Origin of the sequence: Psychrobacter cibarius, assembly GCF_016107535.1 — a bacterium.
Taxonomy (GTDB): Bacteria; Pseudomonadota; Gammaproteobacteria; order Pseudomonadales; family Moraxellaceae; genus Psychrobacter; species Psychrobacter cibarius.
In genome coordinates, this window is record NZ_JABASQ010000013.1 from 56,713 (window position 1) to 76,225 (window position 19,513).

The 19,513-nt window shown below is 42.0% G+C and carries 18 protein-coding genes; 13 read left to right on the forward strand and 5 right to left on the reverse strand.

Going from position 1 to position 19,513, the window contains the following annotated elements; genetic code table 11:
* Positions 1–105: 105 nt before the first annotated feature.
* Positions 106–1,647, reverse strand: a complete 1,542-nt coding sequence (locus JFC08_RS08965; RefSeq protein WP_198330451.1) for a YihY family inner membrane protein — start codon at positions 1,645–1,647, stop codon at positions 106–108.
* Between the two features lie 418 nt (positions 1,648–2,065).
* On the opposite strand from JFC08_RS08965, the gene wrbA reads away from it, so the two are divergent.
* Together wrbA and JFC08_RS08975 are read left to right on the forward strand one after the other, a co-directional pair.
* A complete protein-coding gene (gene wrbA, locus JFC08_RS08970; RefSeq protein WP_045456063.1) occupies positions 2,066–2,683 on the forward strand; it encodes an NAD(P)H:quinone oxidoreductase in 618 nt (205 codons plus the stop codon).
* Positions 2,684–2,745: 62 nt separating this feature from the next.
* A complete protein-coding gene (locus JFC08_RS08975; RefSeq protein ID WP_198330452.1) occupies positions 2,746–3,222 on the forward strand; it encodes a hypothetical protein in 477 nt (158 codons plus the stop codon).
* An 89-nt stretch (positions 3,223–3,311) separates the two neighbouring features.
* On the opposite strand, the gene JFC08_RS08980 is transcribed toward JFC08_RS08975, so the two are convergent.
* Positions 3,312–4,082, reverse strand: coding sequence for a DUF3108 domain-containing protein (locus tag JFC08_RS08980; protein WP_060490547.1), 771 nt, complete (start codon positions 4,080–4,082; stop codon positions 3,312–3,314).
* 549 nt (positions 4,083–4,631) lie between these two features.
* Between JFC08_RS08980 and JFC08_RS08985 the strand changes: the two genes are divergently transcribed.
* From JFC08_RS08985 to JFC08_RS08995, 3 genes are all read left to right on the forward strand, one after another.
* Positions 4,632–4,925 carry a co-chaperone GroES gene (locus JFC08_RS08985; RefSeq protein ID WP_041757514.1) on the forward strand — a complete coding sequence of 98 codons (294 nt, stop codon included), beginning with the start codon at positions 4,632–4,634 and terminating at the stop codon, positions 4,923–4,925.
* A 105-nt stretch (positions 4,926–5,030) separates the two neighbouring features.
* A complete protein-coding gene (gene groL, locus JFC08_RS08990) occupies positions 5,031–6,680 on the forward strand; it encodes a chaperonin GroEL (RefSeq protein WP_198330453.1) in 1,650 nt (549 codons plus the stop codon).
* Positions 6,681–7,263: 583 nt separating this feature from the next.
* Positions 7,264–8,877 carry a glucosamine inositolphosphorylceramide transferase family protein gene (locus tag JFC08_RS08995; RefSeq protein WP_198330454.1) on the forward strand — a complete coding sequence of 538 codons (1,614 nt, stop codon included), beginning with the start codon at positions 7,264–7,266 and terminating at the stop codon, positions 8,875–8,877.
* A gap of 103 nt (positions 8,878–8,980) precedes the next feature.
* Here the strand turns inward: JFC08_RS08995 and yaaA are convergent, their stop codons facing one another.
* Positions 8,981–9,781: a peroxide stress protein YaaA gene (gene yaaA, locus JFC08_RS09000; protein WP_198330455.1), complete on the reverse strand. Its 801-nt coding sequence runs from the start codon at positions 9,779–9,781 to the stop codon at positions 8,981–8,983.
* Between the two features lie 483 nt (positions 9,782–10,264).
* Between yaaA and JFC08_RS09005 the strand changes: the two genes are divergently transcribed.
* The 6 genes from JFC08_RS09005 to JFC08_RS09030 all read left to right on the forward strand — a co-directional run bounded on the left by JFC08_RS09005 (position 10,265) and on the right by JFC08_RS09030 (position 14,940).
* On the forward strand, positions 10,265–11,431 hold the full coding sequence (locus tag JFC08_RS09005) for an NAD(P) transhydrogenase subunit alpha (RefSeq protein ID WP_198330456.1): 1,167 nt from the start codon (positions 10,265–10,267) through the stop codon (positions 11,429–11,431).
* Between the two features lie 101 nt (positions 11,432–11,532).
* The gene (locus JFC08_RS09010) at positions 11,533–11,871 is read left to right on the forward strand and encodes a proton-translocating transhydrogenase family protein (RefSeq protein WP_198330464.1); all 339 of its coding nucleotides are present in this window, start codon (positions 11,533–11,535) and stop codon (positions 11,869–11,871) included.
* Positions 11,868–13,268 (forward strand): NAD(P)(+) transhydrogenase (Re/Si-specific) subunit beta, encoded by a 1,401-nt coding sequence (locus JFC08_RS09015; RefSeq protein ID WP_413786190.1) that lies wholly within the window; start codon positions 11,868–11,870, stop codon positions 13,266–13,268. Before JFC08_RS09010 ends, JFC08_RS09015 begins: the two co-directional genes overlap by 4 nt.
* A 193-nt stretch (positions 13,269–13,461) precedes the next feature.
* Positions 13,462–14,025, forward strand: coding sequence for an acyl-CoA thioesterase (locus JFC08_RS09020; RefSeq protein WP_198330457.1), 564 nt, complete (start codon positions 13,462–13,464; stop codon positions 14,023–14,025).
* Between the two features lie 130 nt (positions 14,026–14,155).
* Positions 14,156–14,365: a Fe-S cluster assembly protein IscX gene (gene iscX / locus JFC08_RS09025; RefSeq protein WP_021812734.1), complete on the forward strand. Its 210-nt coding sequence runs from the start codon at positions 14,156–14,158 to the stop codon at positions 14,363–14,365.
* 74 nt (positions 14,366–14,439) lie between these two features.
* Positions 14,440–14,940, forward strand: a complete 501-nt coding sequence (locus tag JFC08_RS09030; RefSeq protein ID WP_198330458.1) for a GyrI-like domain-containing protein — start codon at positions 14,440–14,442, stop codon at positions 14,938–14,940.
* Between the two features lie 262 nt (positions 14,941–15,202).
* On the opposite strand, the gene dapE is transcribed toward JFC08_RS09030, so the two are convergent.
* Positions 15,203–16,417, reverse strand: a complete 1,215-nt coding sequence (gene dapE, locus JFC08_RS09035; protein WP_198330459.1) for a succinyl-diaminopimelate desuccinylase — start codon at positions 16,415–16,417, stop codon at positions 15,203–15,205.
* 98 nt (positions 16,418–16,515) lie between these two features.
* Entirely contained in the window at positions 16,516–17,271 is a 756-nt protein-coding gene (locus JFC08_RS09040) for a 2OG-Fe(II) oxygenase (protein WP_198330460.1), read from the reverse strand.
* A gap of 129 nt (positions 17,272–17,400) precedes the next feature.
* Between JFC08_RS09040 and JFC08_RS09045 the strand changes: the two genes are divergently transcribed.
* Together JFC08_RS09045 and pssA are read left to right on the forward strand one after the other, a co-directional pair.
* Positions 17,401–18,276, forward strand: a complete 876-nt coding sequence (locus JFC08_RS09045; RefSeq protein ID WP_045446718.1) for a 23S rRNA (adenine(2030)-N(6))-methyltransferase RlmJ — start codon at positions 17,401–17,403, stop codon at positions 18,274–18,276.
* A 42-nt stretch (positions 18,277–18,318) separates the two neighbouring features.
* Positions 18,319–19,221: a CDP-diacylglycerol--serine O-phosphatidyltransferase gene (pssA, locus tag JFC08_RS09050; RefSeq protein WP_227678926.1), complete on the forward strand. Its 903-nt coding sequence runs from the start codon at positions 18,319–18,321 to the stop codon at positions 19,219–19,221.
* The last annotated feature ends 292 nt before the right edge of the window (positions 19,222–19,513 follow it).

A 19,513-nucleotide genomic window follows, 5' to 3' on the forward strand; every position in this document is an offset into this window, starting at 1 on the left:
TATCGTACGACTTTTGTTCGATGTATAATAATAAGTTCTATTATAACCTCTAGTGAAAACTAATTTTTATTATTCAATATACTTCATTCATTACTAATGCTTTTCTTAATTCGTCTTTGGGTTATCTGATTCAGTAATGATATCGCCTTTATGATTAAAGAGATTACCATTGGTTTTAGTTTGAGAGTCATTCAAATCTTTAGGAATAAGAATCTCATTGTCCCGCTCATCGCATTCAATATCACTGTCTTTATCATAAGCTATTGGGTCAAAGTGTGGGGTGTCTTTGATCGGTGCATTCTTGTCTAATGCTGCAGTGGTCGCCGAGGTTTTTCTAAATAAATTTGATTGACCGCCTTTGATGCCTTTTCCATTAGAATCAGCTTTTTTACGTGGCTCACTATTGGCAAAAATAGCATTTAACGGTAGATCTAACTGTTGCTTGGCATAAGCTTCCGTATTCTCAAAACGGTTGACTAGCAAGCTAAGCCAAGGTTTTTGATCCTCTGGCCCCATCTCATCTAGCTCATCTTTGATAGGCAAGGGGTAAGGTAGGGTGCGATAAAAATCCCATAACGTCATTTTGCTCAAATCTCTCTTGAGCACATAATCATTATCTTCAGTCATGGTGATTAAATTGCTGTCTTGCAGATAATTAATATAGGTATACCATTTCGGTAGCTCTTTGCGTCCTAGCACATTACGTAGCGCTTGTTCGCTTACCGCTTCGCCTTTTAAATGGTGGGTATAAACGAGGTTTAGCATATCGAGCAAACTTAGGAGAGGGTGGCGTGGATAGACCTCTTCAGTCTCAAAAATCGTCAAGGTATAGCTAATCTCAACACCTAATAGAATTAAATTCCAAGACAAATATATCCATAATAAGAAGATGGGCAGTGCCGCAAAAGCCCCGTAAATCGCTTCATAACTGGTGAAGTTTGCCATTACTGTACCAAACAGGTGCTTCATCAGCTCGAATACGATAGCGACGAAGAGACCAGCAATGGCTGCATTTTTTGCGGGTACGCGGGCTTTTGGAATGAACCAGTACATACCAATAAAGCCTGCGACAGTGATACCAATGGATACGGCTTGTACCCAAAAAGACCAGTCAATGCCATAACCAGCAATTTGTCGATTTAAAAAACTCAAGCTTTGTACCGCGCTTGAAGCAAGAAATGCCGTACCCAGTACTAACGGTCCTAACGTGACGATGGTCCAGTAGCGCAGCATACTTTTCATACCGCCAGAGCGATTTTCTACCCGCCAGATTTGGTTAAATGCGCGCTCGATGGTTGTTAACGTCATAATGGTCGTAAAAAATAACACCATCGCCCCAATGATGGTTAGATTTGAGGATTTTTCAGCAAAGCTATTGATGTACTCACTGACCTGCATGCTTGATTGTGGTAGCAAGTTACTATAAATCACTTCATATATCTGTGCTCTAACGGATGCAAGTGCTGGTACAGAAGATAGGATCATCAATAAGACGGTTAGGACGGGTACAATTGACAACATAGTCGTGTAGGTCAGCGATGCCGCTTTTTGCTGGCAATTGTCTTCAAAAAAGTGCCGAGTCAAGAATCGTAAAAATTGAAACCAGCGTTGATGTAAAAACGGGATTTTTTTTGATAAATTTTCCATATCGACCATTTAGCAGGTGTTTGAGTGACAGTAGTGTAACAAAGATATGCTGTTATCATCTGCGGTTTAATTGTGTCAAAATGCACAGCAGCAACCTCTCTAGCAGGTTATTAGCGACAATGTGTACCAAGGCTGTTTGCATGTCGGTGAATGACTGGGGCATAATATATGCCTATGTTGCGGTATCTGTCACAGATTATGTATATAGTCATTCCACTATTAAATTATTCCAGCGTTAACCTCGCTTGAAGTATTTAATATACATCTACACTCGGTTGCCTTGTACTATTTTTAAATTGAATCGACTATAGCTACATAATAAGTAAGGTTTTATGCTAAAGAAATAGACTGCATAGAAGCTGTTGTAGATGATTAGAATCAACAATAACATTAATGGTTTTATGAGGAAGTATTGCTAATGAGTCAGACCGCCCCTTATGTCTTGGTGCTCTATTATTCAAATTACGGTACGACTAAGACATTGGCTTATGCTATCGCTCAAGGTATTGAGGATGCTGGTATGACAGCCCGTATCCGCACTGTACCAACGGTTGCACCCGAGACCACATCGAGCAAGCCTGCAATACCTGATGAAGGTGACTTGTATTGCACTATGGACGATCTAAAAGACTGTATGGGTTTGGCGCTTGGTAGCCCGACGCACTTCGGTAATATGGCTGCTCCCATGAAATATTTTTGGGACAACACGGTCACTATTTGGCTGGCAGGTAATTTACAGAACAAACCTGCTGCTGTATTTACTGCGACCGGCTCGATGCATGGCGGTCAAGAGACGACGTTGCTGACCATGATGTTGCCGTTGATGCATCACGGCATGATCCTTGTTGGTGTGCCTTATGCTGAGCCTGCGCTTAATCGTACTCATCGTGGTGGCTCGCCTTATGGTGCCAGCCACGTGAGTGGGGCGTTGCATGATCAACCTGTCTCAGCAGATGAGCGCGAGTTGGCTATCGCCCAAGGTCGTCGCTTGGCTATTAGTGCTACTGCATTGGCGCAAGCTAACTGGACACACTAAGCGGATTTTTATAGCATGCAACGTCTTATATAACGCTATTAATTAGGAAGTAAATATATCTAATGGTCACTAACCGCTCCGATAGTGAGATAAGCGCACCAGCCAAAAAATCTGCCAAAGCTGCTAAGCTTAAAAAGCCAATTACGCCCATTCGTCAGCGCTTGATGGTGACTTGGCTGATTTGGTTGGTTTATAGACTGCTTGGGCTACCTATTTTTATCAATGTTTTTAATCCCAGTAGTCCTGATATCATTGGTGGTATCGCCTGGCAAGCATTATGGCTAGTGCCAGCATTTATTTTGACGCCCGCGATACTACGGGGTCGTTCGCCATATGTGCTATTGATAGGCAGTATGCTTACCTTGGTTTATTTGGGGGCGAGTGGTGTGGTGCTGTTTACCCGCGTTTACGGTAGCAGTTGGGCAGAGATAGTGGTTTATCTGCTTGATTTTGTCTTATTACTGGCAATCAATATTTGGTTATTTATTCTACTAAAGCGTCTTCCTTCAATGAACAATGTCGTTAAGCAGCCACGTTAGTTTATTTAGCGAAGATTGAGACAAAAAAAGCGGCGCTCTATTTAGAGTGCCGCTTTTTTTATGCTATTTCTGCTTATTTAATAAAAAGCTTAATTTACTTTGGTTAATTCTAAATCCATTTTTTTGCCATCATTAATTTGGCTAACTTTTACTGGTAGGTAATCTAAGCTTGGTGCCAGCCAAAAACTGGTAGAACGACTATTGTCATCGTGGATACGGTCGACACGTACGGTATCAAATGTGCCAGCTGGAACGGTAATCTTGGTGTTACCAGATTTTTTGAAAGGGGTTTTCTCTATCTTGTCTTTTTTCGCCATGTAATAGTTGCCAGAGAATTTACCGTTCAACAAATCTTGGCGAATTTGCACTTCCAAACTTAAATCATCAAAAGCTTGTTGTGCCATGTTCATGGTCGTCGATTTGCCTTTATAGTTGCTCACTACCTTTTTACTGCTTGGATTGAAGTCTAATTTGTGCGTGCGACCAACGCCTAATAGCTTATAAGTGGTGCTGGCTTGAGTCGGAATGACATTATTACCGTTGATGGTAAAAGTGCTGTTTTGCGAAGCACTTGCAACACCTGCCACCCGAGCATTGACATTATATTTCCAAGTATTACCAGCTTTTTCCAAAGTACGAGTGGCAGTACCTTTATATTTGTCTTCAACCGTAAAGCTGTAGTTGGCGCTTGAAGGTTCGATATTCTTTGCGCTGGCAAGGGTAGGTGCAGTCATACTTATCGCTCCAATCGTAGCAATACTGGCTCCAGTGGTTAGGGCGGTTAAAAATTTAGACTTGCTGCGTTTGGTGTTATTAGTATCGGTTGTTAACGACTTTTGATCGTTTGATAAAAAACTCATGGACATTCCTTAATCGCTATTTATGGCATTGCTTATAACTATTGTTATTTTCTCAAGGACTATAATGGTCATGTCCTGCTATCTTTTCAAGAGTGCCAGCTGTCCCTGTGGTGTTGCTATTGTAGCCAAGGTTGCTGGCATCGAGCGCGATATCATCAGGCGTCACTTGCTGTAACTTGAGTAAGCAGGAGTAAGTTAATCGGTCAGTTGCAAACGATATGGGGTAGCTTAACTAATCCAATTCAGTATTGAAATTTAGCATTCATATGGCTGCTTTTAACATCGTGCTAAGGCCTTTAATACGGTGCAATCCAATCAAATAACTGTTCATAAACGTCATTACCAACTAAATAATCCACGATATGCAAAATTCTTGTAAATTTTTGGGCTTTACACTTGAAGCTAACTCACTTTGCCCCCACTTTTTGATACAAGCTCAAAGCTTATCTTTAGAATACTGTTTTAAGCAGTAGTGCCTATAGATATTGGTATTGAGACCATTAATTCAAATAAACCCTTACTGCAAATAACCAAATTATTGGAGACATATTGATGAATATTCGTCCTTTACATGATCGTATCGTTGTCCGCCGCATAGAAGAAGAAACAAAAACGGCTGGTGGTATCTTGCTTCCTGGTTCTGCTCAAGAAAAACCTTCACAAGGTGAAGTGCTAGCAACTGGTAACGGTCAGATTCGTGACAACGGCGAAACTCGCGCGTTAGATGTAAAAACTGGCGACAAAGTCTTGTTCGGTCAATATGCGGGTCAAACCGTGAAAGTTGACGGCGAAGAACTATTGATTATGAAAGAATCTGATGTATTGGGTGTGTTAGAAGGCTAGTCCTTTTTGAGTATTTTTATACTCAGCGCATTTTGACAACATTATTTAAAAATTATTGAAACATTTAATTGCATTCTCATACTTATAATAGTGGAGTAATTTAACATGGCAAAAGACGTAAAATTCGGCATAGATGCCCGTAAACAAATGATGGACGGCGTAAACGTTCTAGCAAACGCAGTACGTGTAACCCTAGGCCCTAAAGGTCGTAACGTGGTTATCGATAAATCATTTGGCGCGCCTACCATCACTAAAGATGGTGTTTCGGTTGCCAAAGAAATCGAGCTTGAAAACAAATTCGAAAACATGGGCGCTCAATTGGTCCGTGAAGTGGCTAGCCGCACAAATGATGTCGCTGGTGATGGCACGACGACTGCAACGGTATTGGCGCAATCTATCTTACAAGAAGGCATGAAGTCAGTTGCCGCTGGCATGAACCCAATGGATCTAAAACGCGGTATCGATAAAGCGGTTCGTGCAGCTGTTGAGCAAATTCATTTGCTAGCTACACCAGCTGACGATTCAAAAGCGATTGCTCAAGTGGGTTCTATCTCTGCCAACTCAGACACCAAAATCGGTGAGCTAATTGCTCAAGCGATGGAAAAAGTCGGTAAGCAAGGCGTTATCACCGTTGAAGAAGGTTCAAGCTTCGAAGATACCTTAGAAGTTGTCGAAGGTATGCAGTTTGACCGTGGTTATATCAGCCCGTACTTTGCGAATAAGCAAGACAGCTTAACTGCTGAATTTGAAAACCCATATATCTTGTTGGTTGATAAAAAAATCAGCAATATCCGTGAAATCGTGCCATTACTTGAGCAAGTGATGCAGCAGAGCAAGCCATTGCTAATCATCGCTGAAGACGTAGAAAACGAAGCATTGGCGACATTGGTTGTCAACAACATGCGTGGCGGCTTGAAAACTTGTGCCGTTAAAGCACCAGGTTTCGGCGATCGTCGTAAAGCCATGCTTGAAGATATCGCAACGCTAACGGGCGGTACTGTGATTTCTGAAGAGATTGGTCTAAGTTTAGAGACTGCTACTCTTGAGCAACTTGGTACCGCTAAGAAAGTCACTGTCGGTAAAGAAAACACCGTGATCGTCGATGGCGCTGGTAACTCTGCTGACATCGAAAATCGTGTTGAATCTATCAAACGTCAAATTGAAGAATCAACGTCTGACTACGATAAAGAAAAGCTTCAAGAGCGTATGGCTAAACTGGCTGGCGGCGTTGCCGTTATCAAAGTTGGCGCTGCGACTGAAACTGAAATGAAAGAGAAGAAAGATCGTGTTGACGATGCGCTACATGCGACTCGTGCAGCGGTTGAAGAAGGCGTTGTACCTGGTGGTGGTGTAGCCTTGGTTCGTGCAATGAATGCATTGTCTGAGCTACGTGGTGACAACGATGACCAAAACGCGGGTATCAATATCTTACGTCGCGCAATGGAAGCCCCATTACGTCAAATCGTTACCAACGCTGGCGAAGAAGCATCAGTAGTAGTAAACGAAGTGAAGAGTGGCAGCGGTAACTACGGTTACAACGCAGCTTCTAGCGAATACGGTGATATGCTAGAGATGGGTATTCTTGATCCAGCTAAAGTAGCTCGTTCAGCGCTAGAAAATGCAGCATCTGTTGCAGGCCTAATGCTAACGACCGAAGTCATGATTACTGATTTGCCACAAGGTGATGACGGTATGGCTGGCATGGGCGGTGCTGGTGGAATGGGCGGTATGGGTGGAATGGGCGGCATGATGTAATTTATGCCTCGACTAAACTTGTACGACGTTGTTAACCTCGCTCGATGTACTATTAGTACAATCTTCACTTGGTCGCCTAGTCGTACTGCTTTAGTCAATCCATAAATCGCTTTTCGCTAGAAGTATGATTTTGTCATAACGTTTATTTGATCATTAGAAGCTCTGTTATCAGAAGATAGCAGGGCTTTTTTTTGCCTAATTTTTATAGGGCTACTCATTGGTATATGAGGTAATTACGGTTTTATATAGATTCATTCTATAGTGTTGGATAAGTGTTTTATGCTTGGGAAGGTTGTCAATTGACAGACATAGTGAGGGCGTTGCTGTTTCTTAGACTTAGTGGTGAAACTTTACCTGCTATTTACTCATGGTCTTTGATGCATTTCTAAAAACTTCAATAAATAAAATACCAATTAGATCGACAAAATCGACCTGACATTATCAAAAGTATTGAATATATAAAGTTTTTTTATATATGTTATTATTTAAATGTATTTAATGGACTGATACTTTATCAAAGGACAATTGAGCACGTGTTATGGCTGCTTAGCCAAAAACTCTTGTGCAATTCAAGGTGATGATGATGAAAAAAATTAGGCTTGGGATTCTTGTAGAAGAGGAAACATTGGCATGGTATAAGTTCAAACCATTAAAATCTCTCGTCGATGAAGGCAAGGTTGAGGTTTGTATTGCTGTCCAACGGGATAAAAAACAAGCATCTCACATGTCTCGTCTGTCCAAAGTTATTCCTTCCATTAATCAAAAGTTATTTTCTTTTCTTTCTCGAAATAAGAGTAATACCAAGCGTTATTCTATTCATGACTTGGTGGCTAATGGTACGATGCCCATCGTAATATCAGTAGTAAATCAGGATAAAATTTATGATGAGATTGAGGATTCAGTGATTGAGAAACTTGAAGCCGCCAATCTAGATTATCTGGTCAAATTTGGTTTTCGAACCTTAGCAGGGAGAATTCTGAGTGTTTCAAAAAAAGGTATTCTCTTATTTCGTTACGGCGATGAAACCAAACAAAGACGCGGATCAGCATTGTATTGGCAGTTTGCCGAACAATGGGAGAATAGTGTAGTCACGCTACATCTGTTAAATGAGCGTCTTAATGGTGATAAAGTCGTTGGGAGAGGGTATGGCTCTTTATTTTACTGGGACTATAATTTAACCGAGCATAAATTAAATGGTGTCGCAGCATCTATATTGTATTGGTATTTCCATAAAAATAAAATTGGCGTCAAAAATGGAAATTCGACAAATTTAATGCTTGACGATGCAATTTACGAACAACCCCAACAACTGACTGCCATACGGCATTTGATGGGTTTTTTTAAAAACTATACGATAAAGACTTTCTATAAGAGTCTTTACCACAATAACTGGAGTATTTTGATTGGTTCTATTGATCAGTCGATGCAAACATACACTGAGCTATTGCCTGAAAAAGGATGTTTTTGGGCTGACCCTTTTTATATTGAGCGAAATTCAAGGCGTTATATATTTTTTGAGAGCTTAAACTACAAAGAAGGTATCGGCCGCATAGAGTGGGTGGAACTAGATGAGCACCATCAAATTATCAATTCTGGACCAGTCGATTTAGGTATTCGCTCTCATTTAAGCTTTCCTAATGTATTCGAGCATGAGAACGCTGTATATATGATTCCAGAAGCCGCCAAGACCAATTGTATTAACCTATTAAAAGCGACGGATTTTCCGCAGAAGTGGGAAAAAGTTCATGAGTTGGTGTCTGGGGTTCAGGCAGCAGATAGTGCCGTTATTGAGCACAATGGCTTATGGTATCTTTTTACCACGCATGGTTCAATTTCAGTCCTTACAATGGATTTGGAATTGCATATTTATACGTCTGATAAGTTGGAGTCAGATAACTGGACCATTCATCCCTCTGCGCCTTTAAAAATTGACGTGCGTGGGTCACGATTAGCAGGTGCACTATTTAAGAGAGATGGTCAGCTGTTTCGTACGGCTCAAGATGGCACTATTAGGTATGGGCGTAGAGTGGCTTTGTATCTGGTAGAAGAGTTGACACCGACATCTTACAAAGAAACCTTTGTGCGTTATATCGAACCCAATTGGGAAAACGAGATCGATCGTCTTCATACCTATAACGTATATGATCAAACTGTCGTACTTGATGTTTCAAGAGATAAGTTGCGCTTTACCGTATAATCATTGAGAATTTTTACGGCAACTGGTGATAATATTCTGTCGAAAAACCCCGATAGGCTGAGCTTATCGGGGTTTATTTATATTTTAGATATGTTTTTAAAAACTACTGACTGGCTGCATCCCGTCTAAACGTCCACGTTTTATCATCAGAAGCGGCTTCACAGTAATAATATCCCGCCAAATCAAACTGCTTTAGCTGCTCAGCATTGGTTAGCTTATTATCAGCCGCGTACTTCACCATCAGTCCGCGTGCTTTTTTGGCATAGAAGCTAATTACTTTGTATTGACCATTCTTTTCATCTTCAAATCGTGGCGTGATAACTTCCGCATTTAGCGCTTTTTTCTTTACCACTTTGAAATATTCATTTGACGCCAGATTAATCAAAATCTTATCATCACTATCCGCCATACGTGCATTAATAATGGCAGTTACTTTCTCGCCCCAAAACTCATAAAGGTTATCACCACGTTCATTTTTCAGTTTGGTACCCATCTCTAAACGATAGGGTTGGATTAAATCGAGCGGTTTCAATACGCCATATAATCCAGACAAGATACCCAGATGCTTATTGACATAAATAGCGGTGTCTTTATCCATATGATACATATCAAGTCCAGTATAAACATCGCCATCGAATAGATAACCTGCAGGTTTGGCATTGTCTAAAGTAAAGGGCTTATCGTTGCTCCAACGCCACTCTTGATTGCGCTTGGCATTGAGCTGTGCCAAATCGTCAGAAATGCCCATCAGTTCTTGTAAATCAATCGGTTCTTTTGATTTTAAGTTTTTCATCAATGCTTGCGCATGTTTGATGAGCTCTGGTTGACTATAATATTTGTCTAAGTTCACTGGCACCGCATCTTTCTCATTTAAAGATTTGGCAGGGGAAAGTAAAAAATACATCGTCATTCCTTATTATAGTGAGTCAATGGGTAGTCTATTTATGTATCAAGTTTTCTTATTATACGATATGCAGTATTGTATCTTGACCTACCCGTCGTTGTTTTGTGTTTTTTAACGTTACCCTTAAAAAGGACAGATATTTGAGTGATATAAGCCGATAGTTTGTCAAGTCTAGTGTTTAATTGAAAAGGAAAAATTTTTAATATAACAATAAAAGTTATGCAGATGGTGTAAATGCCTAACTTTTTATTTTACTTGTGGGTCATCATTAGGCAATGAAAGTTGACAGATGATGTCTCTATAATAAAAAGGCATGATGGCAAAGTCGCTATCATTTATTAAATTGATAATCTTTGGTCATGATGTTGAACCAACCATGACCAAAGGTTTTTTTGTCCCCTGTGCTTTTTAAATGTGCGTTGAGGGTGTTAAAGTTAGTCGTGAGACGTAAGTATAGTCATTAGACGTAAGTAAGGAGACGGTATGAAAATCGGTGTAATCAGTGCAGATGTCGCGAGCGAGAGCCGTGTAGCGATAACCCCAGACGCAGTCAAAAAATTGCGTAAGCTTGGGTTTGAAGTCGTCATACAGTCAGGTGCAGGTAAAGCGGCATATTATGCGGATGAGTTGTATCAGGCTTCAGGTGCCGATATTGCCAGCAGCAGTGCCGAGGTAATCGCACAGTCTCGAATTATTACCACCGTCAATGACTTACCTGCTGCAGCTATTGAAGGCTTAACGTCAGGTCAGATTGTCATTGGCATGCTCGACCCATATCGTAATACTCAGCTTGATACTTATGCGACCAAAGGTGTTACTGCCTTTGCGATGGAACTTTTACCTCGTACATTGTCACGCGCACAGAATATGGATGTACTGTCATCGCAGGCCAACCTTGCCGGTTATAAAGCGGTATTGCTTGCTGCCAATGAATACTCGCGTCCTTTCCCGATGTTTATGACCTCAGCCGGTACGGTTAAGCCTGCTAAAGTGGTCATCCTCGGTGTGGGTGTGGCAGGTCTGCAAGCCATTGCAACAGCGAAGCGTTTAGGTGCAGTGGTAGAAGCGAGTGATTTACGTCCGACTGCTCGTGAGCAAGTGGAGTCATTGGGTGGTAAATGGCTGGATGTGCCGATGAGTGCAGAGGAGGCTGAGACTGCCAAGTCTACTGGTGGTTATGCGTGGACGCCATCAGAGCAATATGTCAAAGACCAAGCGGCAGTGGTTGACAAGGCATTAAGCAATGCTGATATCGTCATCACTACAGCGCAGATTCCTGGTCGTAACGCTCCTCGTCTGGTGCACGGCGCAACCCTTGCTAAAATGAAGGCAGGTTCTGTGCTGATTGATATGGCAGCTGGTACCGGTGGTAACGTCGAAGGCAGCGTGCCTAATGAGACCATCACCACAGACAATGGCGTACGTATCGTTGGTGCCGCCAACATCCCATCGATGCTTGCAGCGCAGTCTTCAGATTTGTATGCCAACAATTTGGTTAACTTTATCACCACATTAATTGCGCCTGCTAGCGATAACGCTTCAGCAAGTGACGCATCAGCTAATTTGGCACTTAAATTAGACATGGAAGACGAGATTCAGGGCGCACTGGCAGTGACACATGACAGTCAGGTACGACTAGCCAAACGCTAAGTTTTGACTGCCTTTCACTACACATTTGCCAGACACGAATAAATTTTTAGGAGGATTAGATGATTGCCACTATTTTAGCGGCAGCGCCAGCCGGTGCGGCCATGAGTAGCACACCATTTGTAGCGATTTTTACCGTATTTGTACTCGCTATTTTTGTCGGATATTACGTGGTTTGGGGCGTAACGCCTGCACTGCACACACCATTGATGGCCGTCACCAACGCACTATCAAGTATCGTCATCGTTGGTGCCATGCTACAGACCGTCACGATTGATGGTTCTGTCTTTACACCGACCAGTATCCTTGGTGCTTTTGCCGTGTTTTTAGCCAGTATCAATATCTTCGGTGGTTTTGCCGTGACTGAGCGTATGCTTGCGATGTTTAAACCGAAAGTAAAAAAAGTATCAGTAGCAACCACTGATGTAGGAGGTGACGCATGAATGATTTCTCAGCAATGATTGCGGCAAATGCGGATTGGTTCTATCTGGTCGGTGCGATTCTTTTCGTTTTAACCTTACGTGGTTTGTCTAGCCCTAAGACGGCTATCCGTGGTAACCGCTTTGGTATGGTAGCGATGGCGATTGCAGTCGTCACGACATTTTTCTTAGCAGAAGGCCCTGTCCTTTGGTTAATTATCGGTGCGATGATTTTGGGTGCCCTCGTCGGCATGTGGAAGGCAAAGACGGTTGCGATGACACAAATGCCAGAAACCGTGGCCTTGATGCATTCGTTCGTTGGTTTGGCAGCGGTCGCCATTGCACTGGCAACCGTATTGCATACTGAACAGCAACATGGTGCCGTTGCCCGTGTAGAGCTATTTATCGGTTGCTTCATCGGTGCGATTACGTTCTCAGCTTCGGTCTTTGCCTTTGGTAAATTGGCAGCGAAGAGCTGGGCGAAAACATTGGTTGGGGGTTGGGTAAAACCCGTCCAAGCATTATTATTCATTGCGATGATTGCTTTCGGTGGCGTGTATTTCGTCACTGACTCATTACCAGCATTTTATGCGATGGCAGTGATTGCCGTGATATTTGGTTGGATGTGGATTGCCCCAATTGGCGGCGGTGACATGCCAGTGGTGGTCTCACTATTGAACTCGTTTTCTGGTTGGGCGGCGGCAGGAATTGGTTTCACCCTCGGCAATTCGATGTTGATTATCGCAGGGTCGCTCGTCGGTTCATCAGGTGCGATTTTGTCTTATATCATGTGTAAAGCCATGAACCGCTCATTACTCAACGTCTTATTTGGCGGTATGGGTACAGGAGCTGTAGCAGCAGGCGCTGATGATGGTGCACCTAAAAACTACAAGGCTGGTTCAGCAGAAGATGCTGGGTTCTTAATGGCCAATGCCAGTAGTGTGGTTATTGTTCCGGGTTATGGTATGGCGCAAGGTCGTGCACAGAACGCGGTAAAAGAGCTGTATGAGTTGCTAAAAGAAGAAGGCGTTAACGTTCGTTTTGCCATTCATCCAGTCGCTGGTCGTATGCCAGGTCACATGAACGTGCTATTGGCTGAAGCTGACGTACCTTATGATGATATTTTAGAAATGGATGAGATCAACTCAGACTTCGCGAGTACGGATGTGGTCTTGGTTATCGGTGCAAATGATGTGGTAAACCCCTCTGCGAAAGATGATCCAACTTCGCCAATCTTTGGTATGCCGATTCTAGAAGTCACTAAAGCTCAAACCGTTATGGTCATCAAGCGCTCAATGAATACAGGTTATGCAGGGCTTGATAATAGTCTGTTCTACATGGATAAAACCATGATGATCTTTGGTGATGCCAAGAAAATGGTCGAAGAGATGGTACGTAGTATCAATGGTGCAGGTCATTAATCTTTAAAGTTAGTTTTTAAATATAAGCTTTTAAATATAAGCTTTTAAATATCCGCTTTTAAATAAAAAAGTCACTTAGGTGGCTTTTTTGCGTTAAGGTACTCTGCATTTATAGCCAGTCACTGTTTATATATTATATACAATAATTTATACCCAATAAGTTTACACAAAATAAGCGTTAAGAGAGTTATTTATGAATATGTTGATACGTTTTTTTATTATGGTCAGTTTGCTAAAACAACAACTTAAGCAGCAATCAGTAAGCGAGCGCCTTAGTATTGAGCTCTTGATTGCACCGACGGTTCGTCATTATCGAGTGTTGCCGCATGATATGGGCTTTCGGAATCATCTGCCTAATTATCGTTATTTGTCTTTTATCGAGCTAAACGTTACTCGTTGGCTGATGGCGTGCTGTCATCAAAAAGACATTAAGCCCTTGAATTGGGTTATCGCCATGCAAGAAATGGTTTATCTGAAAGAAGTTAAATTTTTAGATAAAATGACGGTAAATAGCACGCTTGCTGGCTGGGATAAAAAATACGTTTATTTTGAAACGCGCTTTTTTGTAAAAAACCAGCTGATGGGCGTTGGTATGACTAAGTTTGTATTGACCAATAAAAAAGGCAAATGTGCGCCAGAGATATTGGATATGATAGGCGAGCGGCTGAATGAGGTCATTGATTCTTGGAGTCAGCATCAAGTGGCGATTAAATCTGCCAACTCTGCTGAAACGAGTAAAACAACAAGTGCGACATAACGAACTTGTCTATAATCAGCAGGCGAATTTTGGTAGGATAGCGGTTATTAAGTTGCCAATCAAATTACCAGTCAAATTGACCACTGATTTGATGACGTGTCTAAAAATGATTAAAAGTTAAGGAGCTACCATGACCCCGCAAAAATTAAAATGGACAGACAGCTTAGATATCGCTATTGAGCTGTATGAGAAGTTTCCAGAGACCGATCCGCAGTACATCCGTTTTACTGATTTACATCGCTGGGTGACTGAGCTTGAAGGTTTTGATGATGATCCACAAAAATCAAACGAAGGCATCTTGGAAGCGATTCAAATGAATTGGATTGATGAAGCAGATTAGATTTATACCCTGAAGCGCTATTTTTAATACTATCTCAAATAGAAAACTGAATAAATATATAGGACTTACAGATCATGACTTCACAAATTAAAGAGTTACCTGAAGCAATAACTTGTAAAGGTATTAGCGTTCGTACGACCAATAACGCTGAGATTAGCGAATACACGGCGAAACTGGGTCGTTTATGGCAAAAGTTTTACCAAAACCATGCCAGTGATCTGCCTAAAGGCGAAGACATTTATGGTGTCTATCATAACTATGAGAGCGATGATTTGGTCGGCGCTTTTGACGTGGTTGCCAGTTGGAAAGTAGCCAGTGAGCAAGAGCCATCAGATAGTGAAAATATGTCTAAGGCTGCAAACCTAGTAACAGTAGATATTCCTGCAGGAAAGTATATAGTATTCTCTGAGCAGGGTAGAATGCCATACACGGTGATGAATGCTTGGGAAAAAGCTTGGACCTATTTTAATGATCGCAGCTGTGAGCATACCCGAACTTTTGATGTCGATTTTGAGCATTATATCGGTGGTAATCTAGAGTATGGTCAAGTTGATCTCTATATTGGTATTGAGTAAAATTAGTATTGAATAAATTAGGGCGTGTCTTCATTTCAAAAATGGTGATAAAAATGAGATAAATTGCCGTCAAACAAGGAAAATAGCGCAGATAATATCGGGATATTAACCAGCTATTTGACGATGTTTGGCAAGATTTAGCCATTTTTAGCCCATTTAGAGGACTATCGAGTGAATTGAAGACACGCCCTAGTCAAAATAATAAAAAGCGCCAAGTCTGCTATCAGACTTGGCGCTTTTTTTTGCTTACTTCAACGAATGATTAATCTAACAGTAAATTCTCTAAAATTCCCTCATAAATCTGCGCAAGCTTACCTAAGTCATCAACTTCTACTTTTTCATCTACTTGATGAATCGTCGCATTTCTTACACCAAGCTCAACCACTTGTGCACCCGTTGGTGCAATAAAGCGTCCATCAGAAGTACCACCTGATGTAGATAGGGTGGTGTCAGTATCGGTTACCTTTTTGATGGCTTTTTGACAGGCAGAAACCAACTTACCTTCAGGGGTCAAAAACGGCTGACCAGATAATTTCCAATGGATATCATAACTGGCCTTACTATTAGTAAAGTATTTATCAAAGATAGCATGCGTTTTTGCTTTTAGCTCATCTTCAGTGGTTTCCGTTGAAAAGCGGAAGTTGAAGATAACTTTTAACGTCTCAGGAATGACGTTGGTGGCGCCTGTACCGCTATTGATATTAGAGATTTGCAGGGAAGTCGCAGGGAAGTAGTTATTGCCACTATCCCAAGTAGCGGCAGTCAGTTCCGCCAAAGCTGCCATCGTTGCATGAATAGGGTTGCAAGCTAAATGCGGGTAAGCAACATGACCTTGCTTGCCAGTGACCGTAAGTTCCGCACCCAATGAGCCGCGGCGACCGTTTTTAATGATATCGCCGAGCGTATCTGTGCTCGATGGTTCACCAACCAAGCAATAGGTGATTTTTTCATTGCGGGCTTCTAAGGTCTCAATGACTTTGACCGTACCATTGATGGAAGGACCTTCTTCATCTGAGGTGATTAAAAAAGCAATCGAACCCTTGTGTTCAGGATAATTCGCGACGAAACGCTCGGCAGCGACGGTAAAAGCCGCAATCCCCGTTTTCATGTCAGCTGCACCGCGAGCCCATAGGTAACCATCAGCGATGGTTGGCGTAAATGGCGGATAAGTCCAGTTGTTTTTATCGCCTGTTGGCACGACGTCGGTATGACCAGCAAAACAAATAACTGGATCAGTGGTACCGCGGCGAGCCCATAAGTTTTTGACTTCAGCGTGTTCACCTTTTGCCTGTCTATCACCATAGTACATAAACTCACAGTCAAAGCCCGCTCGCTCTAAGCGCTCTGACAGTATATCTTGGCAGCCATCATCATCTGGGGTGACGGAGGGACGTTCAAGTAGCGCAATACTTAAATCTAGCGTTTGCTGCTGATGGTTTTGTTGTTGATGGATGGTTTGTTTATTAAAGTCCGACATGAATAAACCTTTTTATTATAAATTAAGATGATAAATTTTTAAGATTGGCAGCCACGATACAATACAATCAGTCGTTGCTTGTTACTTGCTAATGTGTTTTAAATATTGTCTTCAACAAAAGGCACCAAACCATCACGGCGCATCCACGTCGCGATAGAGTAACGCTGACGATGGGCAATTTGTACTTGATGTTGTAGGTCACTGTCAAATATCACCAATCTATTGGCGACAGGCATGACGTTATGATGAACGCCATGTTTATCAATGATTTCTAGTGCGCCGCCGTCAGTTGGTTCCCATTCATCATTGAGGTAAAACACCGCAGAGATAACGCGTTCATCACGCCCAGCTGGATTGTCACTATGCCATTGATAGCCAAAACCCACCGGATAGCAAGCATAATGCGCTTCACTGTGGCGAATACCGGCAAATAAACTGCGATTAAATAAGGTGGCAAGCGCATTGATACTTTGCAAATAATAAAACCCAGCAAAGAAATTTTCCGTAATCCAGCGGATGCGATCACCGCGAATATCACTGACACGAATCCCAGCCGTCAGCTCTGCGTCACGATAGTCAATAAAACCACTCTCTGCTTGCAAGGCTAACAGCGCTTTCGTTTCAAAGACCTCATCAATAATGATCCAACCATCATCAACGAATAGATCTAGTTGTGTATCAGTCAGCTTATCTTGCCAACTGATATCAAAATCAGACTGTTGTAATACACGCTGAGTCAGTGGTTTTTGGCTTGGGTCATCGCTATGAGGAAACAGTAATGGTGGATTATCTTCTCCTATCGGATGATCAATCACCAACTTTGTCACATCAAGATTGCTAATAATCTCTGTCATTTCGTCTCACTATGGTCAGTTAGCTGGCAATACATAGCCAATCAATGCCTTTTTACCAAAACCATCGTTATCTTTTACTCTGCCTATGCTACCATAGATGTAATTTTTCTTATTTAAACTTTTGAGATTATGAACTATAAACACGCCTACCACGCTGGTAACTTTGCTGATGTGGTTAAACACATTTTATTGGTACAACTCCTTAATCAATTGGGGCAAAAAAACAAACCTTTTTATGTGCTTGATGCTTATGGTGGTCGCGGACTGTATTCACTGAGCAGTGAAGAAGCGCGCAAGACAGGTGAGGCCAAAGGTGGTATCCAAGCGTTACTAAATGCCAATACTGACAAGGCACCCGCTGCCGTCAAAGATTATATGGAAGGCATTAAGCAAGCCCGTTTCACTTATGACAATAAAGTCTACCCTGGTTCTCCTTGGTGGGTTGCCCATCATATCGAGAAAAATCCAGATGCGGGCGTGCGCGGTGAAGCTTTTGAAGCCAAAGCTAGCGAATATGATGCGCTAAACTATCAGTTGCACAAGTTACCCATTGGTATACAGCATCGTGATGCCTTTGAAGGTATTACCGCCGTTATTCCACCAAAAGAAAAGCGCGGTCTGATTTTTCTTGATCCGCCTTATGAGCAAGAGCACAAAGATTTTACACGCCTTATAAATTTACTCGTTGCTGCTTATAATAAATGGCCACAAGGCACTTACGCGCTTTGGTTCCCTATTAAGAACGTTGAAGCCGTTGAATTGTTCTATAAAAAACTGAAGCGTACTGAAATGCGCCGCCAGTTGGTTTGTGAGCTGAATATTTATCCAAATGATGTGGCGGTTGGTCTTAACGGTACAGGTTTACTGGTGATCAATCCACCTTGGCAGTTTGATAATCATGCACGTGAGATATTACGCTTCTTACAGCCTGCATTAAAAGTGGCTGATGCTCCAGACTTAACGCCTGATAGCGCAACCAATGTACGCTGGCTAGTCGGCGAATAACCATGTTAGTGAATAACTATGCCGGCAAATAAGGATATTGAGATGACTAACGTGCAATCACCTAAAGATGAATCAAATCATCCGCCTCTAAATGATGGATTGTTACAAGACAGCGCAGCAACCCAGCCGCCCTTTGTTGATGAGCATGATTTCAATATTCGCTTAGCGGATAATGAGAGTTATGATGGCTTGACCTTTGAAGTGATTGAAGCAGAAGTGGCTGAAGGCAAGCGCGTAGTCAGCCGCGGTGTCTATCTAGCACCAAATCTAATTACAACCTTGTCACTGCTATCTGGTTTTTATTCGATTTTGGCCAGTACGCAAGGCGAGTTCTACAAAGCTTCTTTAGCCATCTTTTTGTCCGCTATTCTCGACGGTGCTGATGGACGAGTGGCGCGTATGCTTAATGCGCAAAGCCCGTTTGGCGAGCAATATGATTCGCTTGCCGATATGCTGGCTTTTGGTGTTGCACCAGCGATCTTAGTTTATAGTTTTGCGCTGCAGCCGTTAGGTCGCATTGGCTTGGGCTGTGCGTTTGTCTTTACCGCCTGTGCTGCCTTCCGTCTGGCACGTTTTAACGTTCAGGTCGGTATTGTTGATAAAAAATACTTTGTCGGTTTGGCGAGTCCACTAGCTGCTATATTAGTAACGGCAGCGGTTATGGTCGCTGTCGACCATAATGAATGGGTTGGGCAGTACGATACGGCAGTCATGTTCTTATTCGCCGCTTGGGTGGTGATTTGTGGTTTACTGATGGTTAGTAACGTCAAATACTATAGCTTTAAAGAGTTTGATAAAAAGAAAGTACCTTTTGTGGTTCTAATAATCGGTGTGTTGGTCATGAGTATTGTGCTCTATGACATACCTGTCGGTATTTTAGCCATTGGTATTATCTATGCATTATCGGGTATTGTTACGACGATTAAAGCAAAAGCAAATTTTTAGAATTGACTGTTCGTGTCATATTAAGGAATTTACCGTAGGGTAAGTTCCTTTTTTTATGCGCTTTAGATATCAAGCTGGTTATCAGTGTATTCATCACGATAAGATAAAGAAGGACCAACTCATTTTTTAGCTAATGATCAGTGATAACGACTCATTAAAGAAACCTACTGTAATTGAGATGAAATAAGTACTCTTATTTACGAGCTTACCTCAGCCCAGCGCAAATAAACATACACTGCCATTCTGCCAATTTAGTCTAATCACCAAGATTATTCAAATTAAGATAAAATAG

What these genes read in the sequence shown, in the direction of transcription:
- JFC08_RS08965 (WP_198330451.1), bottom strand. Translation starts at nt 1,647, where the DNA reads ATGGAAAATTTATCAAAAAAAATCCCGTTTTTACATCAACGCTGGTTT.
- wrbA (WP_045456063.1), top strand. Translation starts at nt 2,066, where the DNA reads ATGAGTCAGACCGCCCCTTATGTCTTGGTGCTCTATTATTCAAATTAC.
- JFC08_RS08975 (WP_198330452.1), top strand. Translation starts at nt 2,746, where the DNA reads ATGGTCACTAACCGCTCCGATAGTGAGATAAGCGCACCAGCCAAAAAA.
- JFC08_RS08980 (WP_060490547.1), bottom strand. Translation starts at nt 4,082, where the DNA reads ATGAGTTTTTTATCAAACGATCAAAAGTCGTTAACAACCGATACTAAT.
- groL (WP_198330453.1), top strand. Translation starts at nt 5,031, where the DNA reads ATGGCAAAAGACGTAAAATTCGGCATAGATGCCCGTAAACAAATGATG.
- JFC08_RS08995 (WP_198330454.1), top strand. Translation starts at nt 7,264, where the DNA reads ATGAAAAAAATTAGGCTTGGGATTCTTGTAGAAGAGGAAACATTGGCA.
- yaaA (WP_198330455.1), bottom strand. Translation starts at nt 9,781, where the DNA reads ATGTATTTTTTACTTTCCCCTGCCAAATCTTTAAATGAGAAAGATGCG.
- JFC08_RS09005 (WP_198330456.1), top strand. Translation starts at nt 10,265, where the DNA reads ATGAAAATCGGTGTAATCAGTGCAGATGTCGCGAGCGAGAGCCGTGTA.
- JFC08_RS09010 (WP_198330464.1), top strand. Translation starts at nt 11,533, where the DNA reads ATGAGTAGCACACCATTTGTAGCGATTTTTACCGTATTTGTACTCGCT.
- JFC08_RS09015 (WP_413786190.1), top strand. Translation starts at nt 11,868, where the DNA reads ATGAATGATTTCTCAGCAATGATTGCGGCAAATGCGGATTGGTTCTAT.
- JFC08_RS09020 (WP_198330457.1), top strand. Translation starts at nt 13,462, where the DNA reads ATGAATATGTTGATACGTTTTTTTATTATGGTCAGTTTGCTAAAACAA.
- iscX (WP_021812734.1), top strand. Translation starts at nt 14,156, where the DNA reads ATGACCCCGCAAAAATTAAAATGGACAGACAGCTTAGATATCGCTATT.
- JFC08_RS09030 (WP_198330458.1), top strand. Translation starts at nt 14,440, where the DNA reads ATGACTTCACAAATTAAAGAGTTACCTGAAGCAATAACTTGTAAAGGT.
- dapE (WP_198330459.1), bottom strand. Translation starts at nt 16,417, where the DNA reads ATGTCGGACTTTAATAAACAAACCATCCATCAACAACAAAACCATCAG.
- JFC08_RS09040 (WP_198330460.1), bottom strand. Translation starts at nt 17,271, where the DNA reads ATGACAGAGATTATTAGCAATCTTGATGTGACAAAGTTGGTGATTGAT.
- JFC08_RS09045 (WP_045446718.1), top strand. Translation starts at nt 17,401, where the DNA reads ATGAACTATAAACACGCCTACCACGCTGGTAACTTTGCTGATGTGGTT.
- pssA (WP_227678926.1), top strand. Translation starts at nt 18,319, where the DNA reads ATGACTAACGTGCAATCACCTAAAGATGAATCAAATCATCCGCCTCTA.